Source organism: Paracoccus jeotgali (genome assembly GCF_002865605.1).
GTDB classification, from domain to species: domain Bacteria; phylum Pseudomonadota; class Alphaproteobacteria; order Rhodobacterales; family Rhodobacteraceae; genus Paracoccus; species Paracoccus jeotgali.
Genome location: NZ_CP025583.1, coordinates 2,539,120 through 2,557,846, shown reverse-complemented (window position 1 = coordinate 2,557,846; position 18,727 = coordinate 2,539,120). Strand labels below are relative to the sequence as shown.

The window sequence follows — 18,727 nt, the reverse complement described above, 5'->3', positions numbered from 1 at the left end:
GGCCGCAAGGTTTCACCCCGCGCCGCGTTTCGCAAGGGCCAGAGGCGGGCCGAGTGGTGGGTTTGTCCGACCAATGGGCGGTCCCGCGGCATCTTGATTAAAGACTGTCTAAAAGGACAGGTAAAAGGGCAATGAAAACAGTTGCTCGCCGGAAAGGCCGGCTGTAACAAAGTCAGTGTTACCGGGGCGTTGCCCCATCGATTCGGTCACGTTCGTGGCGAGTAGTCTGTGGTATGTAGTTGCGAGTTGCCGGCGGTTTTTGGCTGGCCTTTCCAAACTCTTATTGCGCTGTCGCGGATCGTGTATCGCCACAGGGATAAGGGTTTGTCATGGCGTCAACTGAGTATCAGTCACTCTATCTGGGCAATGCGACCCGGATGGACACCTTCAACGGCGGCAGCAACGACGGGATCGTCGGTCAGGGTGCGGTCAATAACGTCCTCGGCGGCAAGACCATCGGGACGCAAGGCAGCCCGTTGTTCGCGCAGAGCACGAACCTGTCGCTGAACGACAATAACGGCGGAAACGGCGTCTCCTTCGACCACAACAACCCCGCTCCCCGAGACAACATCACCTATACCCGCGCTGGCCAGAACTATACCAGCGAGGCTGATGCCGGTGTCGTCGTCACCGGTGTGACGGTCGTGCAGGAACTGGGCGGCGGTCAGACCCAGACCATCACCATCACCGCACGCGTCCTGCAGATGACGAATGGCGACATGTTCCTGCTGGCGCCACTGTCGGGTGGCGATGACGAGGGGCAGGGGGAACTGGTCTCGCATCCGATCCGCTCGATCAAATTCAAGAACGAGCCCAGCTTCGTCACCAATTTTGCCCAGGTCTCGACGGATCGCGTGCCGCTGCTGTTCCGTGACGGCTTTGTCGATGGCACGGCGGATGACGATCTGATGGTGCCCGGCTATGTCGATGCCCGCGGCGACCGCGTCGATTCGAACGACGCGATCCTGCCCGGTCACACCGGAAATATGGACCATATCCGCGCCGGCGCCGGTAACGACACCGTTTATGCCGGTCTCGCCGCTGACACCGTCGAAGGCGGGGCTGGTAATGATCTGATCTATGGCCACGGCCCTGAAAATGTGGTCGGACCCGACGATAACGCCGCCGATGTTCTGTATGGCGGCACCGGCAACGACACCATCTATGGCCAGGGCGGTGACGACAGCCTCTACGGCGAAGACGGCAACGACGTCCTGTATGGCGGCACCGGAGACGACCTTCTGGATGGCGGCACCGGCAACGACGTCCTGTATGGCGGAACCGGGAACGACCTTCTGTTTGGCGGCGCCGGCAACGACACGCTGTATGGCGAGTCCGGGAACGACACGCTGAAGGGCGGGGAGGGCAACGACGTCTTGTATGGCGGCGCGGGTAACGACCTGCTCGATGGCGGCAAGGGGAATGACTTCCTCGATGGCGGCGAGGGCAAGGACACGCTGACAGGCGGCGACGGTTTCGATACCTTCGTGGCGGGCGACGGTGTCCTGATCAAGGACTTCAACGTCGCCACCGGCGGCAATATCGAAGACGGCGACATCGTCTTGGGGACGGGGCAGGACAACAACGACTTCGTTGACCTGAGCAAGTGGTATAACGAGCAGACCCTCGCGGAATGGAACGCGGCGAACCCGGAAAATACCTACGGCAACCCCCTGGGCTGGCTGCGTGCCGATCAGGAAGACGGCGTGCTGAACGTCATCGGCGACATGCGGATCCAGAACGGCGGGAACGCCGTCGACGGTGAGGATCTGACCTGGGACAACACCAACGTCGTCTGCTTCGGTGCCGATGCGCTGATCATGGCTGACGGTGACGAGGTTGCCGCGGGCGATCTGCAGGTCGGTGATCTGGTCGAGACGCGCGATGACGGGCTGCAGGCGATCCGCTGGATCGGCAAGCGGCATCTGGATGCCGATACGCTGGCCGCCTATCCGAACCTGCGTCCGATCCGTATCCGGGCCGGGGCGCTGGGCGATGGCCTGCCGCATAGCGACCTGATCGTTTCGCCGCAGCACCGGATCCTCGTGCGCTCGCGCATCGCGATGAAGATGTTCGGCGCGGCCGAGGTGCTGGTCGCGGCCAAGCAGCTGGTGCAGCTGGACGGGATCGACATCGCGACGGATCTGGACAGCGTGACCTATGTCCACTTCCTGTTCGACCGCCACCAGATCGTGCTGTCGAACGGCGCCGAGACCGAATCGATGTTCACCGGCGAAGAGGCGCTGCGCTCGGTCGGGCCGCAGGCACTGGCCGAGATCATGGCGATCTTCCCGGAACTGGCCCAGAACCACGCCGAGGCGGTGTCGGCGCGGATGCTGGTGTCGGGGCGGATGGGCCGCAAGCTGGCGGTTCGTCACGCGCAGAACGCCAAGCCGCTGCTGATGTAAGCGAGCGACCGTGACAACAGGAAAGGCCGGCGTTCAGCGCCGGCCTTTTGCGTTGGTCAGCCTGACAATAGCGGCGGCTAGACGCGCGGATCGTCCAGCAGGCGGGTCAGCCGCGCCATTTCCTCGCCGCTCAGGGTGATGCCGTCGCGCTGCGAGACCTCGCGCGCGGCAAAGCGGCGTTGCGAGGGCAGGCGGGCGCCTTGGCCCGAGATCGCCTTGAACAGCGTCTCGGCCCGCGCGAAGGGATCGCCGGGGCGCCCGGCCGAGAAGCGTTCGGGGCTCAGCGCGATCAGAAGCTCGCCGTGATGGGGCAGGTAGTCGGTGGTGCCAAGGTAATCCAGCGTCTCGCGGCTGGTCAGATCGCCGATCATCGCCCCGCCCAGCAGCTCGATCATGGTCGAGATGGCCGAGCCCTTGTGCCCGCCAAAGGGCAGCATCGCCCCGTCCAGCGCCTCTTGCGGGTCGGTGGTGGGCTGGCCGTCGCGGTCGATCGCCCAGCCTTCGGGCAGAGGCGTGCCGGCGCGGCGGTGCAGCTCGATCTCGCCACGCGCGGCGACCGAGGTGGCGAAGTCGAAGACATAGGGCAGCTTGTCGGGCCGGGGCCAGCCGAAGGCAAAGGGGTTCGTGCCCAGCAGCGGCGCGTTTCCGCCAGAGGGCGCGACGGTGGAATAGCTGGGGCACATCGCCAGCGCCGCGACGCCATGATCGCACAGCGCCTCAATCTCCGGCCAGAGGGCCGAGAAATGCGTGCAATTGTTGATGACCAGCGCGGCGATGCCCAGATCCTGCGCCCGCCGGGCCAGCAGCGGCGCGCCCAGATCGAAGGCGCCGGGGGAAAACCCGCCGCCGGCATCGACGCGGATGATCGCGCCCTCATCCTGTTGCAGCACCGGTTGCGCCTGCCCCTGCACCTTGCCCGCCGCCAGCGTCCGCAGACACCCCTCGATCCGATAGACGCCGTGGGATTTGCAGCCGTCACGTTCACCCGCGACGATCACCTGCGCCACCGGCCCGGCCTGTGCAGGCGTCACCCCGGCGTTCAGAAAGATGCGGGTGACAAGCTGGGTCAACTCGTCAATGGTCAGGGTCGTATCCGGCATGGGACGGCCTTCGCTCTGCTGGTTGCGAGGCATGTATACGTCATGTATGCAGGTCGGGCAACTCGACCCTGCCCCAGATCCGAAAAAATGGAGACCGAAGATGAGCTTTGACCCTCATGGCAAACACCTGATTGCTGGCGAATGGGTGGCGGGGGCCTCGCAGTTCCGGTCCGAGCCCGCGCATGGCCCCGCACATGATTTTTCCGTTGGCTCGCCCAAGCTGGTTGACCGCGCCTGTCAGGCGGCCGAGGCCGCGTTCTGGGACTATGCCCAGACCAGCCGGGCCGCGCGTGCCGATTTCCTTGACGCCATCGCCGACGAGATCGAGGCCCGCGCCGAGGCGATCACCCAGATCGGCAGTCAGGAATCCGGCCTGCCCGAGGCGCGGCTGCAGGGCGAGCGCGGCCGCACCACCGGCCAGCTTCGGCTGTTCGCCGATCATATCCGCAAGGGCGACTATCTCGACCGCCGCATCGACGCGGCCCTGCCCGACCGCCAGCCCCTGCCGCGTCCCGAATTGCGGATGGTGCAGCGGCCCATCGGCCCGGTCGCGGTGTTCGGGGCGTCGAACTTTCCGCTCGCCTTCTCGACCGCCGGTGGCGACACCGCGGCGGCGCTGGCGGCGGGTTGCCCGGTGGTGGTCAAGGGCCACTCGGCCCATCCCGGCACCGGCGAGATCGTGGCCGAGGCGATTAAGGCCGCCATCGAGCGCACGGGGATGCCCGCGGGCGTCTTCAGCCTGATCCAGGGCGGCGACCGCGAGGTCGGACAGGCGCTGGTCCAGCATCCGCTGATCAAGGCCGTGGGCTTTACCGGCAGCCTCGCCGGCGGGCGGGCGCTGTTCGACCTGTGCGCCGCGCGGCCCGAGCCGATCCCCTTTTTCGGCGAGCTGGGTAGCGTGAACCCGATGTTCGTTCTGCCCCACGCCGCCGCCGCGCGCGGGACAGAGATCGGGCAGGGCTGGGCCGGGTCGCTGACCATGGGCGCGGGTCAGTTCTGCACCAATCCCGGCATCGCCGTGATCGGTCAGGGGGCCGAGGGCGACGCCTTTGTCGCCGCCGCGGGTCAGGCGCTGCAGCAGACCGACGCGCAGGTCATGCTGACCGACGGCATTGCCAAGGCCTATCGCGAGGGCAAGGCGCGCTTCGACACCCGCAACGCGGTGACGCCGGTGCTGACCACCGACAGCAGCGGGCGCGAGGCGCGGCCGAACCTGTATGAAACCGACGCCGCGACCTATCTTCAGGATCACGCGCTGGGCGAAGAGGTGTTCGGCCCGCTGGGTCTGGTGATCCGCGTCAGCGGCGCGGACGAGATGGAGAGCCTGGCCCGCGGGTTGGAGGGGCAGTTGACCGCCACCATCCACATGGACGACGCGGACGCGGATGACGCCCGCCGCCTGCTGCCGATCCTGGAACGCAAGGCCGGGCGCGTGCTGGCCAACGGCTTCCCCACCGGGGTCGAGGTGGCCGACAGCATGGTCCATGGCGGCCCCTATCCGGCCAGCACCAATTTCGGCGCGACCTCGGTCGGCACGCTGTCCATCCGGCGCTTCCTGCGCCCGGTCTGCTATCAGAACATCCCCGCCTCGATCCTGCCCGAAGATCTGGCTTGACCCATACGGCCGGGCAGTCGAGGCTTTCCCCGCCTGCCCGGCCGATCCGCGCGGCCTGACGTCCGCCTCGGCGATGCTGGCCTCGCGGCCCGTCCTGATGTCCGGCCAATCTGCATACACGTTGTATTTTTTGTTTGATTTCCGGATCGGCAGACGTGATAAAAACGGGGTGGAATCGGTCGATCTCGACCCGATCACCGAAAGGGAGGAATCAATAATGAAAAAGGCAGTCATTACTGCTGTGACCTTCGCCGCGACCGCCTTGGCGGGTCCGGCCATGGCCGACAAGCTGGACGACATCATCGCCTCGGGCACGCTGCGCTGCGCGGTGGTGCTGGACTTTCCGCCGATGGGCTCGCGCGATGCCGACAACAATCCGCAGGGCTTCGACGTCGATTACTGCAACGATCTGGCCGCCGCGCTGGGCGTGACGGCGGAAATCGTCGAGACGACCTTCCCTGAACGCATCCCGGCGCTGGTCTCGGGTCAGGTCGATGTGGGCGTCGCCTCGACCTCGGACACGCTGGAACGGGCCAAGACGGTCGGCTTCACCATCCCCTATTACGCCTTTGAAAACGCCGTCGTCGCCAATGAAGGCGTAGAGATGACCGACTGGGAAGGCATGAAGGGCAAGACCGTCGGCGCCACCGCCGGCACCTATGAGGCGATCTGGCTGGAAGGCAAGATCAAGGAGTGGGGCGAGGGCGAGTTCCGGCCCTATCAGAACCAGGCCGACGTGTTCCTGGCGCTGTCGCAGGGCCAGCTGGACGCCACCGTCTCGACCGTCGAAGTGGCCGAGGCGAATGTGAAATCCGGCAACTTCCCCGGCATCCGCGTCGTCGACAAGGCGCCGATGGTGCCCGACTATGTGGCCCTGATCACGCTGCGCAACGAACAGGGGCTGCTGAACTATCTGAACCTGTTCATCCACCAGCAGGTCCGCACCGGCCGCTATGCCGAGCTGTATGAAAAGTGGGTGGGCGAGGGCGAACCTGCCGACCTGACCATCAAGGGCGTCTATCGCTGACGGGCTGACCCGGGCGGCGTGCGCGCCCCGCGCGCCGCCGCCCGGCACCACTGACACGCGAACGCCTTGGGGCCGTCATGTTCAATTATACCTTCCAGTGGAAGCAGGCCTACGCCAAGCTTCCGCAGATGCTGGATGGTGCGCTTGTCACCATGCAGATCGCGATCCTGTCCATGGTCATCGGGATCCTGCTGGCCATCACGTTGACCCTGTTCCGGCAATCCAACAGCCGCGTCCTGAAGGGCATCGCCACCACCTGGGTCGAGGTCGCGCGCAACACGCCGGCGCTGTTCCAGATCTATATGGCGCATTTCGGGCTGGCCGGGCTGGGCCTGCATCTTAGCCCCTACAGTTCGCTGCTGCTGGGCATCACCTTCAACAATGCCGGTTATCTGGCCGAGAACTTCCGCGGCGCGCTGAAGGGCATTCCCGACACGCAGGCCCGCGCCGGCTGGTCGCTGGGCATGACGCGGATTCAGGCGTTCCGTTACATCGTCGTGCCGCAGATGCTGCGGATCTCGTTTCCGACCATCACCAATCAGATGGTCTGGGCCGTGCTGATGACCTCGCTCGGGGTCACGGTGGGGCTGAACAAGGATCTGTACGGCGTCACGCAGGATCTGAACGCGCTGACCTTCCGCACCTTCGAGCTGTTCGCGCTGGCCGCAGTCATCTTCTATTTCATCGTCAAGATCATCCAGATCGGTGCGCGCCTGCTCGCGCGGCGCCTGTTCCGGTATTAAGGGGGCCGCGATGTTCGATACCGCCATCAACGCGAACGACCTGATCTTTCTGGCCAAGGGCGCCGGAATGACGATCTTCGTCACCGTGATCTCGGTCTTTTTCGGCACCGTGCTGGGCATCCTGTTCGGGGTGATCCGCTATCAGATCGGCCCGGTCTGGGCCGCGCCGCTGACCTTTGTGCTGGACATCTTCCGGTCGATCCCGCTGCTGATCCAGCTTGTGCTGACCTATGCCTTCCTCGGCATGGTGCTGAAGCTGGGGCTGTCGGGGCTGACCGTCGCCTGCATGGTGCTGACCATGTATTGCTCGGCCTATTGCGCCGAGATCGTGCGCGGCGGGATCGAATCGGTGCCGCTGACCCTGCGCCGCGCGTCCCGGTCCATCGGGCTGAGCTGGGGGCAGGACATGCGTTACATCGTCATGCCGCTGGCGACGCGGGTGGCGCTGCCAAGCTGGATCGGGCTGGCGCTGGGGGTGATGAAGGATTCGGCGCTGGTCTATGTCGTGCAGGTGACCGAGCTGCTGAAATCGACCCAGATCCTGATCACCCGGCTTCAGGAACCGCTGCTGCTGCTGGCCATCTGCGGCGCGTTCTATTTCATCATCAGTTTCCCCGTCGCGCGGTTCGGCGGCTATCTCGAAAGACGGTGGTCCAATGATTGAGATCGAAAACGTCCGCAAATCTTTCGGCACGCTCGAGGTGTTGAAGGGCATCGACCTGACCGTGCAGAACGGCGAGGTGCTGACCGTGATCGGCGGCTCGGGATCGGGCAAATCGACGCTGCTGACCTGCATCAACGGGCTGGAGCCCATCGATTCCGGCCGCATCTTGGTCGACGGGACCGAGGTTCACGCCAAGTCCACCGACCTCAACAAGCTGCGCCGCAAGATCGGCATCGTCTTCCAGCAATGGAACGCCTTTCCGCATCTGAGCGTGATCGAGAACGTCATGCTGGGCCCCCGCAAGGTGCTGGGCCAGTCCAAGGAAGAAGCGCGAGAGATGGCGGTCAAGCAGCTGACGCATGTCGGCCTCGCCGACAAGCTGGACGTCTATCCGGGCCGGCTGTCGGGCGGGCAGCAGCAGCGCATGGCGATCGCCCGCGCGCTGGCCATGTCGCCCGATTACATGCTGTTCGACGAGGTGACGTCGGCGCTGGACCCGCAGCTTGTGGGCGAGGTGCTGGACACGCTGCGCCTGCTGGCGGCCGAGGGCATGACCATGATCTGCGTCACGCATGAGATGAAATTCGCCCGCGAGGTGTCCGACCGGGTGGCCTTCTTCCATCAGGGCGTGATGGCCGAAATCGCCCCCCCGGCCGAGCTTTTCGGCAGCCCGGCCCATCCCGAGCTGCAAAAGTTCCTGGCCGCGACGCATTAGGGGTTCGCCATGTCACAACCGGATGTGATCGTGATCGGCGCTGGCGTCGTCGGTCTGTCGGCGGCGCTGGGCCTGCAGGGGCGCGGGCTGTCGGTGACGGTGATCGACCGCGAGGGGCCGGCGGCCGGTGCCTCGGCCGGGAACGCAAGCTGCTTTGCCTTTTCCGAGATCATGCCGCTGGCCTCGCCCGCGACGCTGATGAAGGCGCCGCGCTGGCTGCTGGACCCGCTGGGGCCGCTGACCGTGCCGCCGCGCTATGCGGCGCGGATCGCGCCGTGGATGATGCGTTTCGCCATGGCCTCGCTGCCGGGCCGGATGCGCCACTCGACCGAGGCGCAGACCGCCCTGATGGATCTGGCCCGGACCGAGCTGGAACCGTTCCTGCAGGCCAATGGCCACAGCAACCTGCTGCGCAAATACGGCAACCTGCAGCCCTACGAATCCGAGCGCGAGTTCCGCGCCAACCTGCCCGCATGGGAGGCGCGCGAACGCCACGGCATCGGCTTTCGCCACCTGACCCGGGCCGAGATGGACGATATCCAGCCCGGCCTTGCCCCGCGCTTCATCAGCGGCACCTTTACGCCCTCCTATTGGTCGATTTCGGACCCCAAGGATTACACGCTGGCGCTGGCCGAACGCTTTGTCGGGCAGGGCGGGCGGCTGGAACAGGCGGCGGTCAGCCAGCTGGGGGTCGTTGGCGAGATGGTTCATATCGACGGCCAGCCCGCCGCCCCGCGCGTGGTGCTGGCGGCAGGCGCCCATTCCCACCGCATCGCCCGCAGTCTGGGCGACCGCATCCCGCTGGAGACCGAGCGCGGCTATAACACCACCCTGCCGGTGGACGCGGTCGATCTGCGGGTGCAGCTGACCTTTGGCGGGCATGGCTTCATGGTCACGCGGCTGGATGACGGCATCCGCGTCGGCGGCGCGGTCGAACTGGGCGGGCTAGAGGCGCCGCCGAACTATCGCCGCGCGCAGGCGATGCTGGACAAGGCCAAGGCGTTCCTGCCCGAACTCGACACCTCGAACGGGCGACAATGGATGGGTTTCCGCCCGACCCTGCCCGACACGCTGCCGGTCATCGGCCCCTCGCGCGCGGGCGACCGCGTCATCTATGCCTTTGGCAACGGCCATCTGGGGCTGACCCAATCCGCCGCCATGGCCCGGCTGGTCGGCGATCTGGTTACCGGCCAGCCGCCCGCCATCGACATTTCACCCTTTGCTGCATCGCGGTTCTGATCCCATGGCGACACACACCTTCTCCTGCATCGACGGCCACACCTGCGGCAACCCGGTCCGCCTTGTCGCGGGCGGTGCGCCGCCTTTGCGCGGGGCCGACATGCTGGAAAAGCGGGCCCATTTCCTGCGCGACTACGACTGGATCCGCACCGGGCTGATGTTCGAGCCGCGCGGCCATGACATGATGTCGGGCAGCATCCTCTATCCGCCGACGCGCGAGGATTGCGACATCGCGGTGCTGTTCATCGAGACCTCGGGCTGCCTGCCGATGTGCGGCCACGGCACCATCGGCACCATAACCATGGGGATCGAGAACGGGCTGATCCACCCGCGCAGCCCCGGCCGGCTGGCGATCGAGACCCCCGCCGGGCGCGTCGACATCGCCTATCGCCAGGACGGCCGCTTTGTCGAAGAGGTGCGGCTGACCAACGTCCCCGGCTTTCTTTACGCCGAGGGGCTGACCGCGCAGGTTGAAGGTCTGGGCGAGGTCGTCGTGGACGTGGCTTACGGCGGCAATTTCTACGCCATTGTCGAGCCGCAGAACAGCTTTCGCGACATGGCCGATTTCACCGCCACTCAGCTGGTCGGGCTGTCGCCCCGCCTGCGCGCCGCGCTGAACGAGAAATACGAATTCACCCACCCCGAGCATCCGGCGATCAACGGGCTATCCCATATCCTGTGGACCGGCGCGCCGACGGTTCCGGGCGCCCATGCCCGCAACGCCGTCTTTTACGGCGACAAGGCCATCGACCGCAGCCCCTGCGGCACCGGCACCTCGGCCCGCATGGCGCAGCTGGCGGCGCGCGGCACGCTGAAGCCGGGGGACGAGTTCTGGCACGAATCCATCATCGGCAGCATCTTCAAGGGCCGGGTCGAGGCTGAAACCACCGTCGCGGGACGCCCCGCGATCATCCCCTCGATCGCGGGCTGGGCGCGGATGACGGGTTACAACACCATCTTCATCGACGACCGCGACCCGTTTGCGCATGGCTTCGTCGTGTCATGACCGCGTCCCGCATCCTGCCCGGCACCGGCCGGGGGCCGGTTCTGGCGATGCAGACCGGCCTCAGCTTCTGGGGCGGGGTCGATCCTGACAGCGGGCGGGTGATCGACGCCCAGCACCCGGCCTGTGGCGAGGCGATGGCGGGGCGGGTGGTGCTGATGCCGAACAGCCGGGGGTCGTGCTCCGGGTCGGGGACGATGCTGGAACTGGCGCTGAACGGCTGCGCCCCCGCCGCGCTGATCTTTGCCGAGCACGAGGACGTGGCGACGCTGGGCGCCCTGGTCGCGGCGCTGGTCTTTGACCGCCCGGTCCCGGTGCTGCGGGCCGGGCCCAAGGCGTTCACGCGCCTGTCCCGCTGCGACAGCATCGAGATCACCGAGGACGCGATCATCGGCCATGGCGCCGACCCCGTGACGCTGCCCCTGACCGAGCCGGCGCAGCCCGAACCCGCGCTGTCCCCCACCGACCGCGCCGTGCTGGCGGGCGAGGCCGGGCCGGCTGCGGCGCTGGCCATGCAGGTGATCCTGCGCATGGCGCGCCTGCAGGGGGCGTCGCGGCTGATCGACGTGACCCGCGGCCATGTCGACGGCACCATCCTCGCCAATCAGGCCAATCTGATCTTTGCCGAAAAGCTGGCGGCGATGGGGGCGCAGGTGCGGATTCCCACGACCATCAACGCGATCTCGGTCGACCGCCAGAACTGGCAGCAGCAAGGCGTGCCGCCGGTCTTCGGCGGACAGGCGGCGCGGCTGGCCGATGCCTATACCGCGATGGGCTGCCGCCCCAGCTTTACCTGCGCGCCCTATCAGCTGGATGACCTGCCGAAAGCGGGCGAGATGATCGCCTGGGCGGAATCGAACGCCGTCGTCTATGCCAATACCGTGCTGGGCGCACGGACGCCCAAGCATCCCGACTATCTCGACCTCTGCATCGCGCTGACCGGGCGCGCGCCGCTGGCCGGGGTCTATCTGGACGCGGCGCGGCGGCCCGGCTGCGTCTTGCAGATCGCCGCGCCGGACGCCGCCGATGACGCGCTGTGGCCGCTGGTCGGGCATCTGGCGGGGCTGCTGTCGCCGGACGCGGTGCCGCTGCTGCGCGGGCTGGAGGGGCTGAAGCCCTCAACCGACGATCTGCGCGCGATCTGCGCGGCCTTCGGCACCACCTCGGCCGCGCCGATGCTGCATGTGGCCGGGGTGACGCCCGAGGCGCATCTGCCGCCGCTGCCCGAGGCGCCGCACCACGCCGTCAGCCGCGACGATCTGGCCCGCGCCTGGCAGTCTCTGAACCACGGCCCCGGCCGGGTCGATCTCGTCGCCATCGGCAGCCCCCACGCCTCGGCCCGCGAATGTCGCCGCCTCGCCGCGCTGCTGGACGGGCAGCGCGTGCAGGTGCCGACCATCGTGACCACCGGGCGCGGCGTGATCGCAGAGCTGGCCGATGGCACCGCCGAGGCGCTGCACAAGGCGGGCGTGCAGCTGCTGCCCGATCTCTGCTGGTGTTCCATGACCGAGCCGGTGTTTCCGCCCGACACCACCGCCGTGATGACCAATTCGGGCAAATACGCTCATTATGGGCCGGGCCTGTCGGGCCGCAAGCTGCGCTTCGGCAGTCTGCGCGACTGCGCGCAGGCCGCGCTGACCGAGCGCGCCGCCGACCTGCCGGAATGGCTTCGCGCCGATGAAAGGACCGCCTGATGCGCAGCAGCAAGACCATCCATGTCATCTCGGCCCATGCCGAGGGCGAGGTCGGCGACGTCATCGTGGGCGGCGTCCTGCCGCCCCCCGGCGCGACCATCTGGGAGCAAAGCCGCCACATCGCCAGCGATCAGCGCCTGCGCAACTTTGTCCTGAACGAACCGCGCGGCGGCGTCTTTCGCCATGTCAACCTGCTGGTGCCGCCGAAAGACCCGCAGGCCGATGCCGCCTTCATCATCATGGAACCCGAGGACACGCCGCCGATGTCCGGCTCGAACTCGATCTGCGTGGCGACGGTGCTGCTGGATGGCGGGCTGATCCCGATGCAGGAGCCCGAAACGCATCTGGTGCTGGAAGCCCCCGGCGGGCTGGTGCGGGTGCGGGCCGAATGCGACAACGGCAAGGCGCGGCGCATCTTTGTGCAGAACCTGCCCAGCTTTGCCGGCGATCTGGATCAGCGGATCGAGGTCGAGGGCGTGGGTTCGCTGACCGTGGACACCGCCTTTGGCGGCGACAGCTTCGTGGTCGTGGACGCCGCCGCGATGGGCTTCGCCATGACCCCGGACGAGGCGCATGACATCGCCCGGTTGGGCGTGCGGATCACCAATGCCGCCAATGCGCAGCTGCAGTTCCGCCACCCGACGCTGCCCGACTGGCGGCATTTCAGCTTTTGCCTGTTCGCCGGGCCGATCACGCAGCGCGAGACGCATGAGGGCGGTCTTGATCTGCAGACGACCGCCGCCGTCGCCATCCAGCCCGGCAAGGTCGATCGCTCGCCCACCGGCACGGCGCTGTCGGCGCGGATGGCGCTGCTGCATGCGCGGGGCGAGATGACGGCGGCCGACCACCTGACCGCCACCTCGCTGATCGGGTCCAGCTTTGGCGGGCGGATCGTGGGCACGACGACGCTGGGCGAGCGCGCGGCGATCCTGCCCGAAATCTCGGGCCGGGGCTGGATCACCGGCATCCACCAGCACATGCTTGACCCCGACGACCCCTGGCCGCAAGGCTATCGGCTTTCCGATAGCTGGGGCGCGCGCTGACGCCCCGCCCCTTCCCTAAATCGCAAGAGACCGCCATGACCAAACCCGATCAGACCCTGCCCGAGCGCAAGCGGGGCGAAGGCGTCCGCTATGTCTACGAGATCCTGCGCGACGAGATCATCGACCTGACCCTGCCCCCCGGCAGCCCCATCGACGAGATCCAGCTGGCCGAGCGCCTGTCGATGTCGCGCACGCCCATCCGCGAGGCGCTGGTCCGGCTGGCGGGCGAGGGGCTGGTCACGACCCTGCCCAACCGCTCGACCGTGGTGTCGAACATCGACTTTCTGAACCTGCACAGCTTTTTCGACGCGCTGACGCTGATGTATCGGGTGACCGGCCGGCTGGCGGCGGAATACCGGACCGAGGCCGATCTGGCCGCCATCCGCGCCCATCAGCGCGACTTCGCGGCGGCGGTCGAGGCGCAGGACGCGCTGGCGATGATCGCCACCAACCGCGACTTTCACGCCGCCATCGGCGACGCCGCGCGCAACCCCTATTACGCGGGCCTCTTCAGCCGGTTGCTGGACGAGGGGCGGCGCATCCTGCGGATCTATTATTCGTCCTTCGAGGATCGTCTGCCGCAGGTCTATGTCACCGAACATGACGACATCATCGCCGCCATCGAGGCCCGCGATATCGACCGCGCCGACGCGCTGTCCAGCCAGCATGCCGACCAGATCGTGCGCAAGATCCAGCGCCTGATCGCCGAGGACCGGCGGCGGCCGATGCCGCTCTAGGGCCGGCCTTAAATCTGTCGACAAATAAAATGCACGATGTATTATCTGTCCTGAGCCTATGATTCGGGCGCATCGCGCGGCCCGCCACCGACAGGAGAGATCTGATGAACGCCACCATCTTTTCGGGCACGATCCCGGCGCTGATGACGCCCTGCAACCCCGACCGGACCCCGGATTTCGACGGTCTGGTGCGCGAGGCGCAGATGCTGATGGAGGCCGGCATGTCCGGCGTCGTCTATTGCGGCTCGATGGGTGACTGGCCGCTGCTGACCGATGACGAGCGGATGGAAGGCGTCGAGCGTCTGGTCAAGGCCGGCGTCCCGGTCATGGTCGGGACCGGCGCGGTCAACACCCGCATGGCCGTGGCCCATGCCGCCCATGCCGCCAAGGTCGGCGCACAGGGGCTGATGCTGATCCCGCGTGTGCTGTCGCGGGGCGGGTCCATCGCGGCGCAGCGCGACCATTTCAAGGCGATCCTGTCCGCCGCGCCCGACCTGCCGGCGGTGATCTATAACAGCCCGCATTACGGCTTTGCGACCCGCGCCGACCTGTTCTTCGAACTGCGCGCCGAGCATCCGAACCTGATCGGCTTCAAGGAATTCGGCGGCGCCGCCGACATGAGCTATGCCGCCGAGACCATCACCAGCCGCGACGAGGATGTGACGCTGATGGTCGGTGTCGACACCTGCGTCTATCACGGCTTCGTCAACTGCGGCGCGACCGGCTCGATCACCGGGATCGGCTGTGTGCTGCCGCGCGAGGTGCTGCATCTGGTGGCGCTGTGCAAGGCCGCCGCCGCCGGCGATGCCGACGCCCGCGCCCGCGCCCGCGAGCTGGACGACGCGCTGAAGGTGCTGTCCACCTTTGACGAGGGGCCGAATCTGGTGCTGTATTACAAGCATCTGATGGTGATGCGCGGCCACAAGGAATTCGCCACCCATTTCATCGAGACCGACGCCCTGTCCGACAGCCAGCGCAACTTTGCCGAGGCGCAGTTGCGGCTGTTCGACAGCTGGTATGCCGACTGGTGCAAGCAGGGCGGCGCGGTCCAGAAATACGCGGCCTGATCGAGGGCTGATGCGTGATGCAGCGGCGCCGCCCGGTCGGGGCGGCGCCGTTTCCGTTTGTGCTGGCGGTCAGGGTCACGTGGTCTGTCCGGCAAGGTCCGTCCGGCGCTTGCCCACGCCGGACGACAGGCTCACCCCGCCATCAGCGCCGCATTGCCGCCGGCGGCGGTGGTATCGACGCACAGATGCCGCTCGTGCGAGACATGGGCGAGGTCGGGCATGGCGGTGATCAGCGGGCGGATCGGGCCGGACTGGTCGGCCAGCAGGCAGGCCAAGGCGCGGGCATGGTCGGCATCGCCCCACCAGATCACCCCGGAATAGCCGGTCAGCCGGTTCAGCGCCTCGGGCGGCAGCGCGCCCTGGACCGCCACCGCGCGACCACCGAGCGCCTCGACGGCGGCGATCTGGGCGGCCACCGCCTCGGCCCCGGGGCCAAGCGCCAGCAGCGGCGCGCGGGTGACGGCGGTCAGCTGGTTCAGCTCGCCCGTCGGGCCGGGCATGATGCGGCGGCCAAGGGCCTCGCCCGAACCAAGGCGTGACAGCGCGGCCTGAATGGCGGCTTCATCGGCCTTGCCCTCGGGCTGGCCGCACGGCTGCCCATCCTGCTGCGATGCAGGCTGGGGGGCCGGCTGCGGCGCCAGGAAGCGGGGCAGATAGTTCGGCCCGCCCGCCTTGGGGCCGGTGCCCGACAGCGCCTCGCCGCCAAAGGGTTGGCTGCCGACGATGGCGCCGATCTGGTTGCGGTTCACATAGGTATTGCCGACGCAGATGCGGTCCGCGACCTCCTGCACGCGGCTGTCGATGCGGGTGTGCAGCCCGAAGGTCAGCCCATAGCCGCGCGCGTTCACATCCGTGATCACCTGATCGAAATCGCGGGCGCGATAGGTGGCGACATGCAGGACCGGGCCGAACACCTCGCGGTCGAGATCGGCGATCCCGTCCACCTGCACCAGCGTCGGGGCGACGAAATGCCCGCCCTCGGGCCGGTCGAGGCGGTGCAGGATGCGGTTGGCGCGGGCGTCGAGGTAGCTGTCGATGCCCTGCTGCGCCTCGGCGTCGATGACCGGGCCGACATCGGTGGACAGCGGCCAGGGGTCGCCCACCGTCAGTTCGTCCATCGCGCCGGTCAGCATCTCGATCACCTGCGGGGCCACGTCGTGCTGCAGATAAAGGCAACGCAGCGCCGAGCAGCGCTGACCGGCCGAGCGGAAGCTGGAGGCGACGATATCGCGCACCGCCTGTTCGGGCAGCGCGGTCGAATCGACGATCATCGCGTTCAGCCCGCCGGTCTCCGCGATCAGCGGCGCGCCGGGCGCCAGATGCTGCGCCATGGACTGCGCGATCAGACGCGCCGTCTCGGTCGAGCCGGTGAAGACCACCCCGTTCACACCGGGGTCAGAGGTCAGCGCCGCCCCCACCGTGCCGCCATCGCCGGGCAGGAATTGCAGCGCCGTGCGCGGCACGCCCGCCTTGTGCAGCAGCGAGACGGCAAGGCCCGCGATCAGCGGCGTCTGCTCGGCCGGTTTGGCCAGCACCGCGTTGCCGGCCATCAGCGCCGCCGCGATCTGGCCGGTGAAGATCGCCAGCGGAAAGTTCCACGGGCTGATCGCCGCGATGACGCCGCGCGGGCTCTCGGTCCGGGCCTCGCCCTCGCTGGCGTAATAATGCAGGAAGTCGACCGCCTCGCGCAGTTCGCCCACCGCGTCGGGCAGGGTCTTGCCGGCCTCTTGCGCCAGCAGGGCAAAGATCGCGCCGAATTCGTCTTCATACAGATCCGCCGCCCGGTGCAGCACGCGGGCACGCTCGCTGGGGGGCGCATCCCAAGGCTGCGCATCGGCCACGGCGCGGCGGGCAGTGTCGGCATCGGCCATCAGCACCTGCGCCAGAACCTCGCCCGTCGCCGGGTTGGCGATGGCGCGTTTCTCGCCCGTGGGGTCCGACACCGTCAGCGGCCCCTGATCGGGGGCGATGCGGGCGGCGCGGCGGGCCTCGTCGATCCGCGCCAGCGTGTCGTCGTCGGTCAGATCGAAGCCGCGAGAGTTCGGCCGCCCCTGAAACAGCGCCTCGGGCGCCAGCAGCGCGGCGGGGGCGTGGGCATGGTCCAGCGCGGCAAAGGGGTCAGCGGCGATCTCGGTCGCCGGGACATCCTCGTCCATGATCTGATGGACAAAAGACGAGTTCGCGCCGTTTTCCAGCAGGCGGCGGACCAGATAGGCCAGCAGGTCGCGATGCGCGCCGACCGGGGCATAGATGCGGCAGCGGGTGCCGTGATCGGCCATGACGATGTCATGCAGCCGCTCGCCCATTCCGTGCAGGCGCTGGAATTCGTAATCGACGCCCTTGGCCAGATCCAGAATCGCCGCGACGGTGTGGGCGTTATGGGTGGCGAATTGCGGATAGATGCGGTCGGCATAGCCGATCAGCTTGCGGGCATGGGCGATATAGCTGACATCGGTTTCGACCTTGCTGGTGAACAGGGTGAAATCGGGCAGCCCCTCGACCTGCGCGCGCTTCATCTCGGTATCCCAATAGGCGCCCTTGACCAGCCGCAACATGATCTTGCGGTCCAGCCGTTGCGCCAGCTCGTGCAGCCAGTCGATGACCATCCCGGCGCGCTTGCCATAGGCCTGCACCACCACGCCAAAGCCGTCCCAGCCGGCCAGTTCCGGGTCGGCCAGCACCTCGCGGATGACGCGCAGCGACAGCACCAGCCGGTCCTGCTCCTCGGCGTCGATGTTCATGCCCATATTCGCCGCCCGCGCCTGCCGCGCCAGATCGCGCACCACCGGCACCAGTTCCGCCAGAACCCGGTCCTGCTGGGCGACCTCGTATCGGGGATGCAGCGCCGACAGCTTGATCGAGATGCCCGGATTGGCCTGAACCGAGCCCTTGTCGCAGGATTTCGCGATGGCCTTGATCGCGGCCGCATATTCGCGGGCATAGCGGGCGGCGTCGGCGGCGGTCATCGCGGCCTCGCCCAGCATGTCATAGCTGTAGCTGAAGCCCTTGGCCTCCAGCGTCCGGGCACGGTCGAGCGCCTGTTCGATGGTCTGGCCCAGCACGAATTGCCGGCCCATCTCGCGCATGACGCGGCCGACGGCGGTGCGGATCACCGGCTCGCCCAGCCGGCGGATGGCGCCGCGCAGCGTGCCGACGACGCCTGGCTGGTCGTCATCCAGGACCTTGCCGGTCAGCATCAAGGCCCAGGTCGAGGCGTTGACCAGCGAGGACGACGCCTCGCCCAGATGCTTGCCCCAGTCCGAGGGCGCGATCTTGTCCTCGATCAGCGCGTCGATGGTGATGCGGTCGGGGACGCGCAGCATCGCCTCGGCCAGGCACATCAGGGCCACGCCTTCGCGGGTGGACAGCCCGTATTCGGCCAGAAAATGCTCCATCAGCGTGGGCTTGTCCTCGCCCCGGATGCGGCGCACCAGCTCGGCCGCCTGCGCGCTGATCCGGGCGCGGCGGTCGGCGGACAGGTCGGCCGCGGCCACCATCTCGGCCAGCAGCGGACCGGCGGGGCGGAACTTGGCATCAGCACTGAAGCGGTCGAGATCGGGGGCAGGCATCGGCTTCTCCATCATGTCGGACAGGGTGATAGCGTATCGCGCATGGACGATGCGGCCAATCTGGCGCAGAATATCAGCCGGAACGACTGAATCGGACGGGTTT

General features: G+C 67.5%; 14 protein-coding genes. 12 read left to right on the top strand and 2 right to left on the bottom strand.

Translation table 11 applies throughout. From position 1 onward, the window contains the following. The first annotated feature begins 329 nt into the window (after positions 1-329). Positions 330-2,408, top strand: a complete 2,079-nt coding sequence (locus CYR75_RS16440) for a Hint domain-containing protein (RefSeq protein ID WP_225972717.1) — start codon at positions 330-332, stop codon at positions 2,406-2,408. 77 nt (positions 2,409-2,485) lie between these two features. Here CYR75_RS16440 and CYR75_RS12430 read toward each other — a convergent pair whose 3' ends face one another. Continuing rightward, positions 2,486-3,508 carry an Ldh family oxidoreductase gene (locus CYR75_RS12430; protein ID WP_101500324.1) on the bottom strand — a complete coding sequence of 341 codons (1,023 nt, stop codon included), beginning with the start codon at positions 3,506-3,508 and terminating at the stop codon, positions 2,486-2,488. Positions 3,509-3,608: 100 nt separating this feature from the next. Here CYR75_RS12430 and CYR75_RS12425 point away from each other — a divergent pair, with 100 nt between their 5' ends. From CYR75_RS12425 to CYR75_RS12375, 11 genes are all read left to right on the top strand, one after another. Next, positions 3,609-5,123: an aldehyde dehydrogenase (NADP(+)) gene (locus tag CYR75_RS12425; RefSeq protein ID WP_101500323.1), complete on the top strand. Its 1,515-nt coding sequence runs from the start codon at positions 3,609-3,611 to the stop codon at positions 5,121-5,123. 217 nt (positions 5,124-5,340) lie between these two features. Further along, on the top strand, positions 5,341-6,150 hold the full coding sequence (locus CYR75_RS12420) for an ABC transporter substrate-binding protein (RefSeq protein WP_101501040.1): 810 nt from the start codon (positions 5,341-5,343) through the stop codon (positions 6,148-6,150). A 77-nt stretch (positions 6,151-6,227) separates the two neighbouring features. Continuing rightward, on the top strand, positions 6,228-6,893 hold the full coding sequence (locus CYR75_RS12415; protein WP_101500322.1) for an amino acid ABC transporter permease: 666 nt from the start codon (positions 6,228-6,230) through the stop codon (positions 6,891-6,893). 10 nt (positions 6,894-6,903) lie between these two features. Beyond that, complete coding sequence (locus CYR75_RS12410; protein ID WP_101500321.1) at positions 6,904-7,557, top strand: amino acid ABC transporter permease; 654 nt, start codon at positions 6,904-6,906, stop codon at positions 7,555-7,557. Next, positions 7,550-8,272 carry an amino acid ABC transporter ATP-binding protein gene (locus CYR75_RS12405; protein ID WP_101500320.1) on the top strand — a complete coding sequence of 241 codons (723 nt, stop codon included), beginning with the start codon at positions 7,550-7,552 and terminating at the stop codon, positions 8,270-8,272. Before CYR75_RS12410 ends, CYR75_RS12405 begins: the two co-directional genes overlap by 8 nt. A gap of 9 nt (positions 8,273-8,281) precedes the next feature. Beyond that, positions 8,282-9,511, top strand: coding sequence for an NAD(P)/FAD-dependent oxidoreductase (locus tag CYR75_RS12400; RefSeq protein ID WP_101500319.1), 1,230 nt, complete (start codon positions 8,282-8,284; stop codon positions 9,509-9,511). Positions 9,512-9,515: 4 nt separating this feature from the next. After that, on the top strand, positions 9,516-10,517 hold the full coding sequence (locus tag CYR75_RS12395; RefSeq protein WP_101500318.1) for a 4-hydroxyproline epimerase: 1,002 nt from the start codon (positions 9,516-9,518) through the stop codon (positions 10,515-10,517). Then, positions 10,514-12,208 carry a cis-3-hydroxy-L-proline dehydratase gene (lhpI, locus tag CYR75_RS12390; protein ID WP_101500317.1) on the top strand — a complete coding sequence of 565 codons (1,695 nt, stop codon included), beginning with the start codon at positions 10,514-10,516 and terminating at the stop codon, positions 12,206-12,208. Before CYR75_RS12395 ends, lhpI begins: the two co-directional genes overlap by 4 nt. After that, the gene (locus tag CYR75_RS12385) at positions 12,208-13,251 is read left to right on the top strand and encodes a trans-3-hydroxy-L-proline dehydratase (protein WP_101500316.1); all 1,044 of its coding nucleotides are present in this window, start codon (positions 12,208-12,210) and stop codon (positions 13,249-13,251) included. The genes lhpI and CYR75_RS12385 overlap by 1 nt, the downstream gene beginning before the upstream one ends. A gap of 35 nt (positions 13,252-13,286) precedes the next feature. Beyond that, entirely contained in the window at positions 13,287-13,988 is a 702-nt protein-coding gene (locus CYR75_RS12380) for a GntR family transcriptional regulator (RefSeq protein WP_101500315.1), read from the top strand. Between the two features lie 104 nt (positions 13,989-14,092). Then, entirely contained in the window at positions 14,093-15,055 is a 963-nt protein-coding gene (locus CYR75_RS12375; RefSeq protein ID WP_101500314.1) for a dihydrodipicolinate synthase family protein, read from the top strand. A 131-nt stretch (positions 15,056-15,186) separates the two neighbouring features. Here CYR75_RS12375 and putA read toward each other — a convergent pair whose 3' ends face one another. Continuing rightward, positions 15,187-18,636: a bifunctional proline dehydrogenase/L-glutamate gamma-semialdehyde dehydrogenase PutA gene (putA, locus tag CYR75_RS12370; protein WP_101501039.1), complete on the bottom strand. Its 3,450-nt coding sequence runs from the start codon at positions 18,634-18,636 to the stop codon at positions 15,187-15,189. Positions 18,637-18,727: the final 91 nt, after the last annotated feature.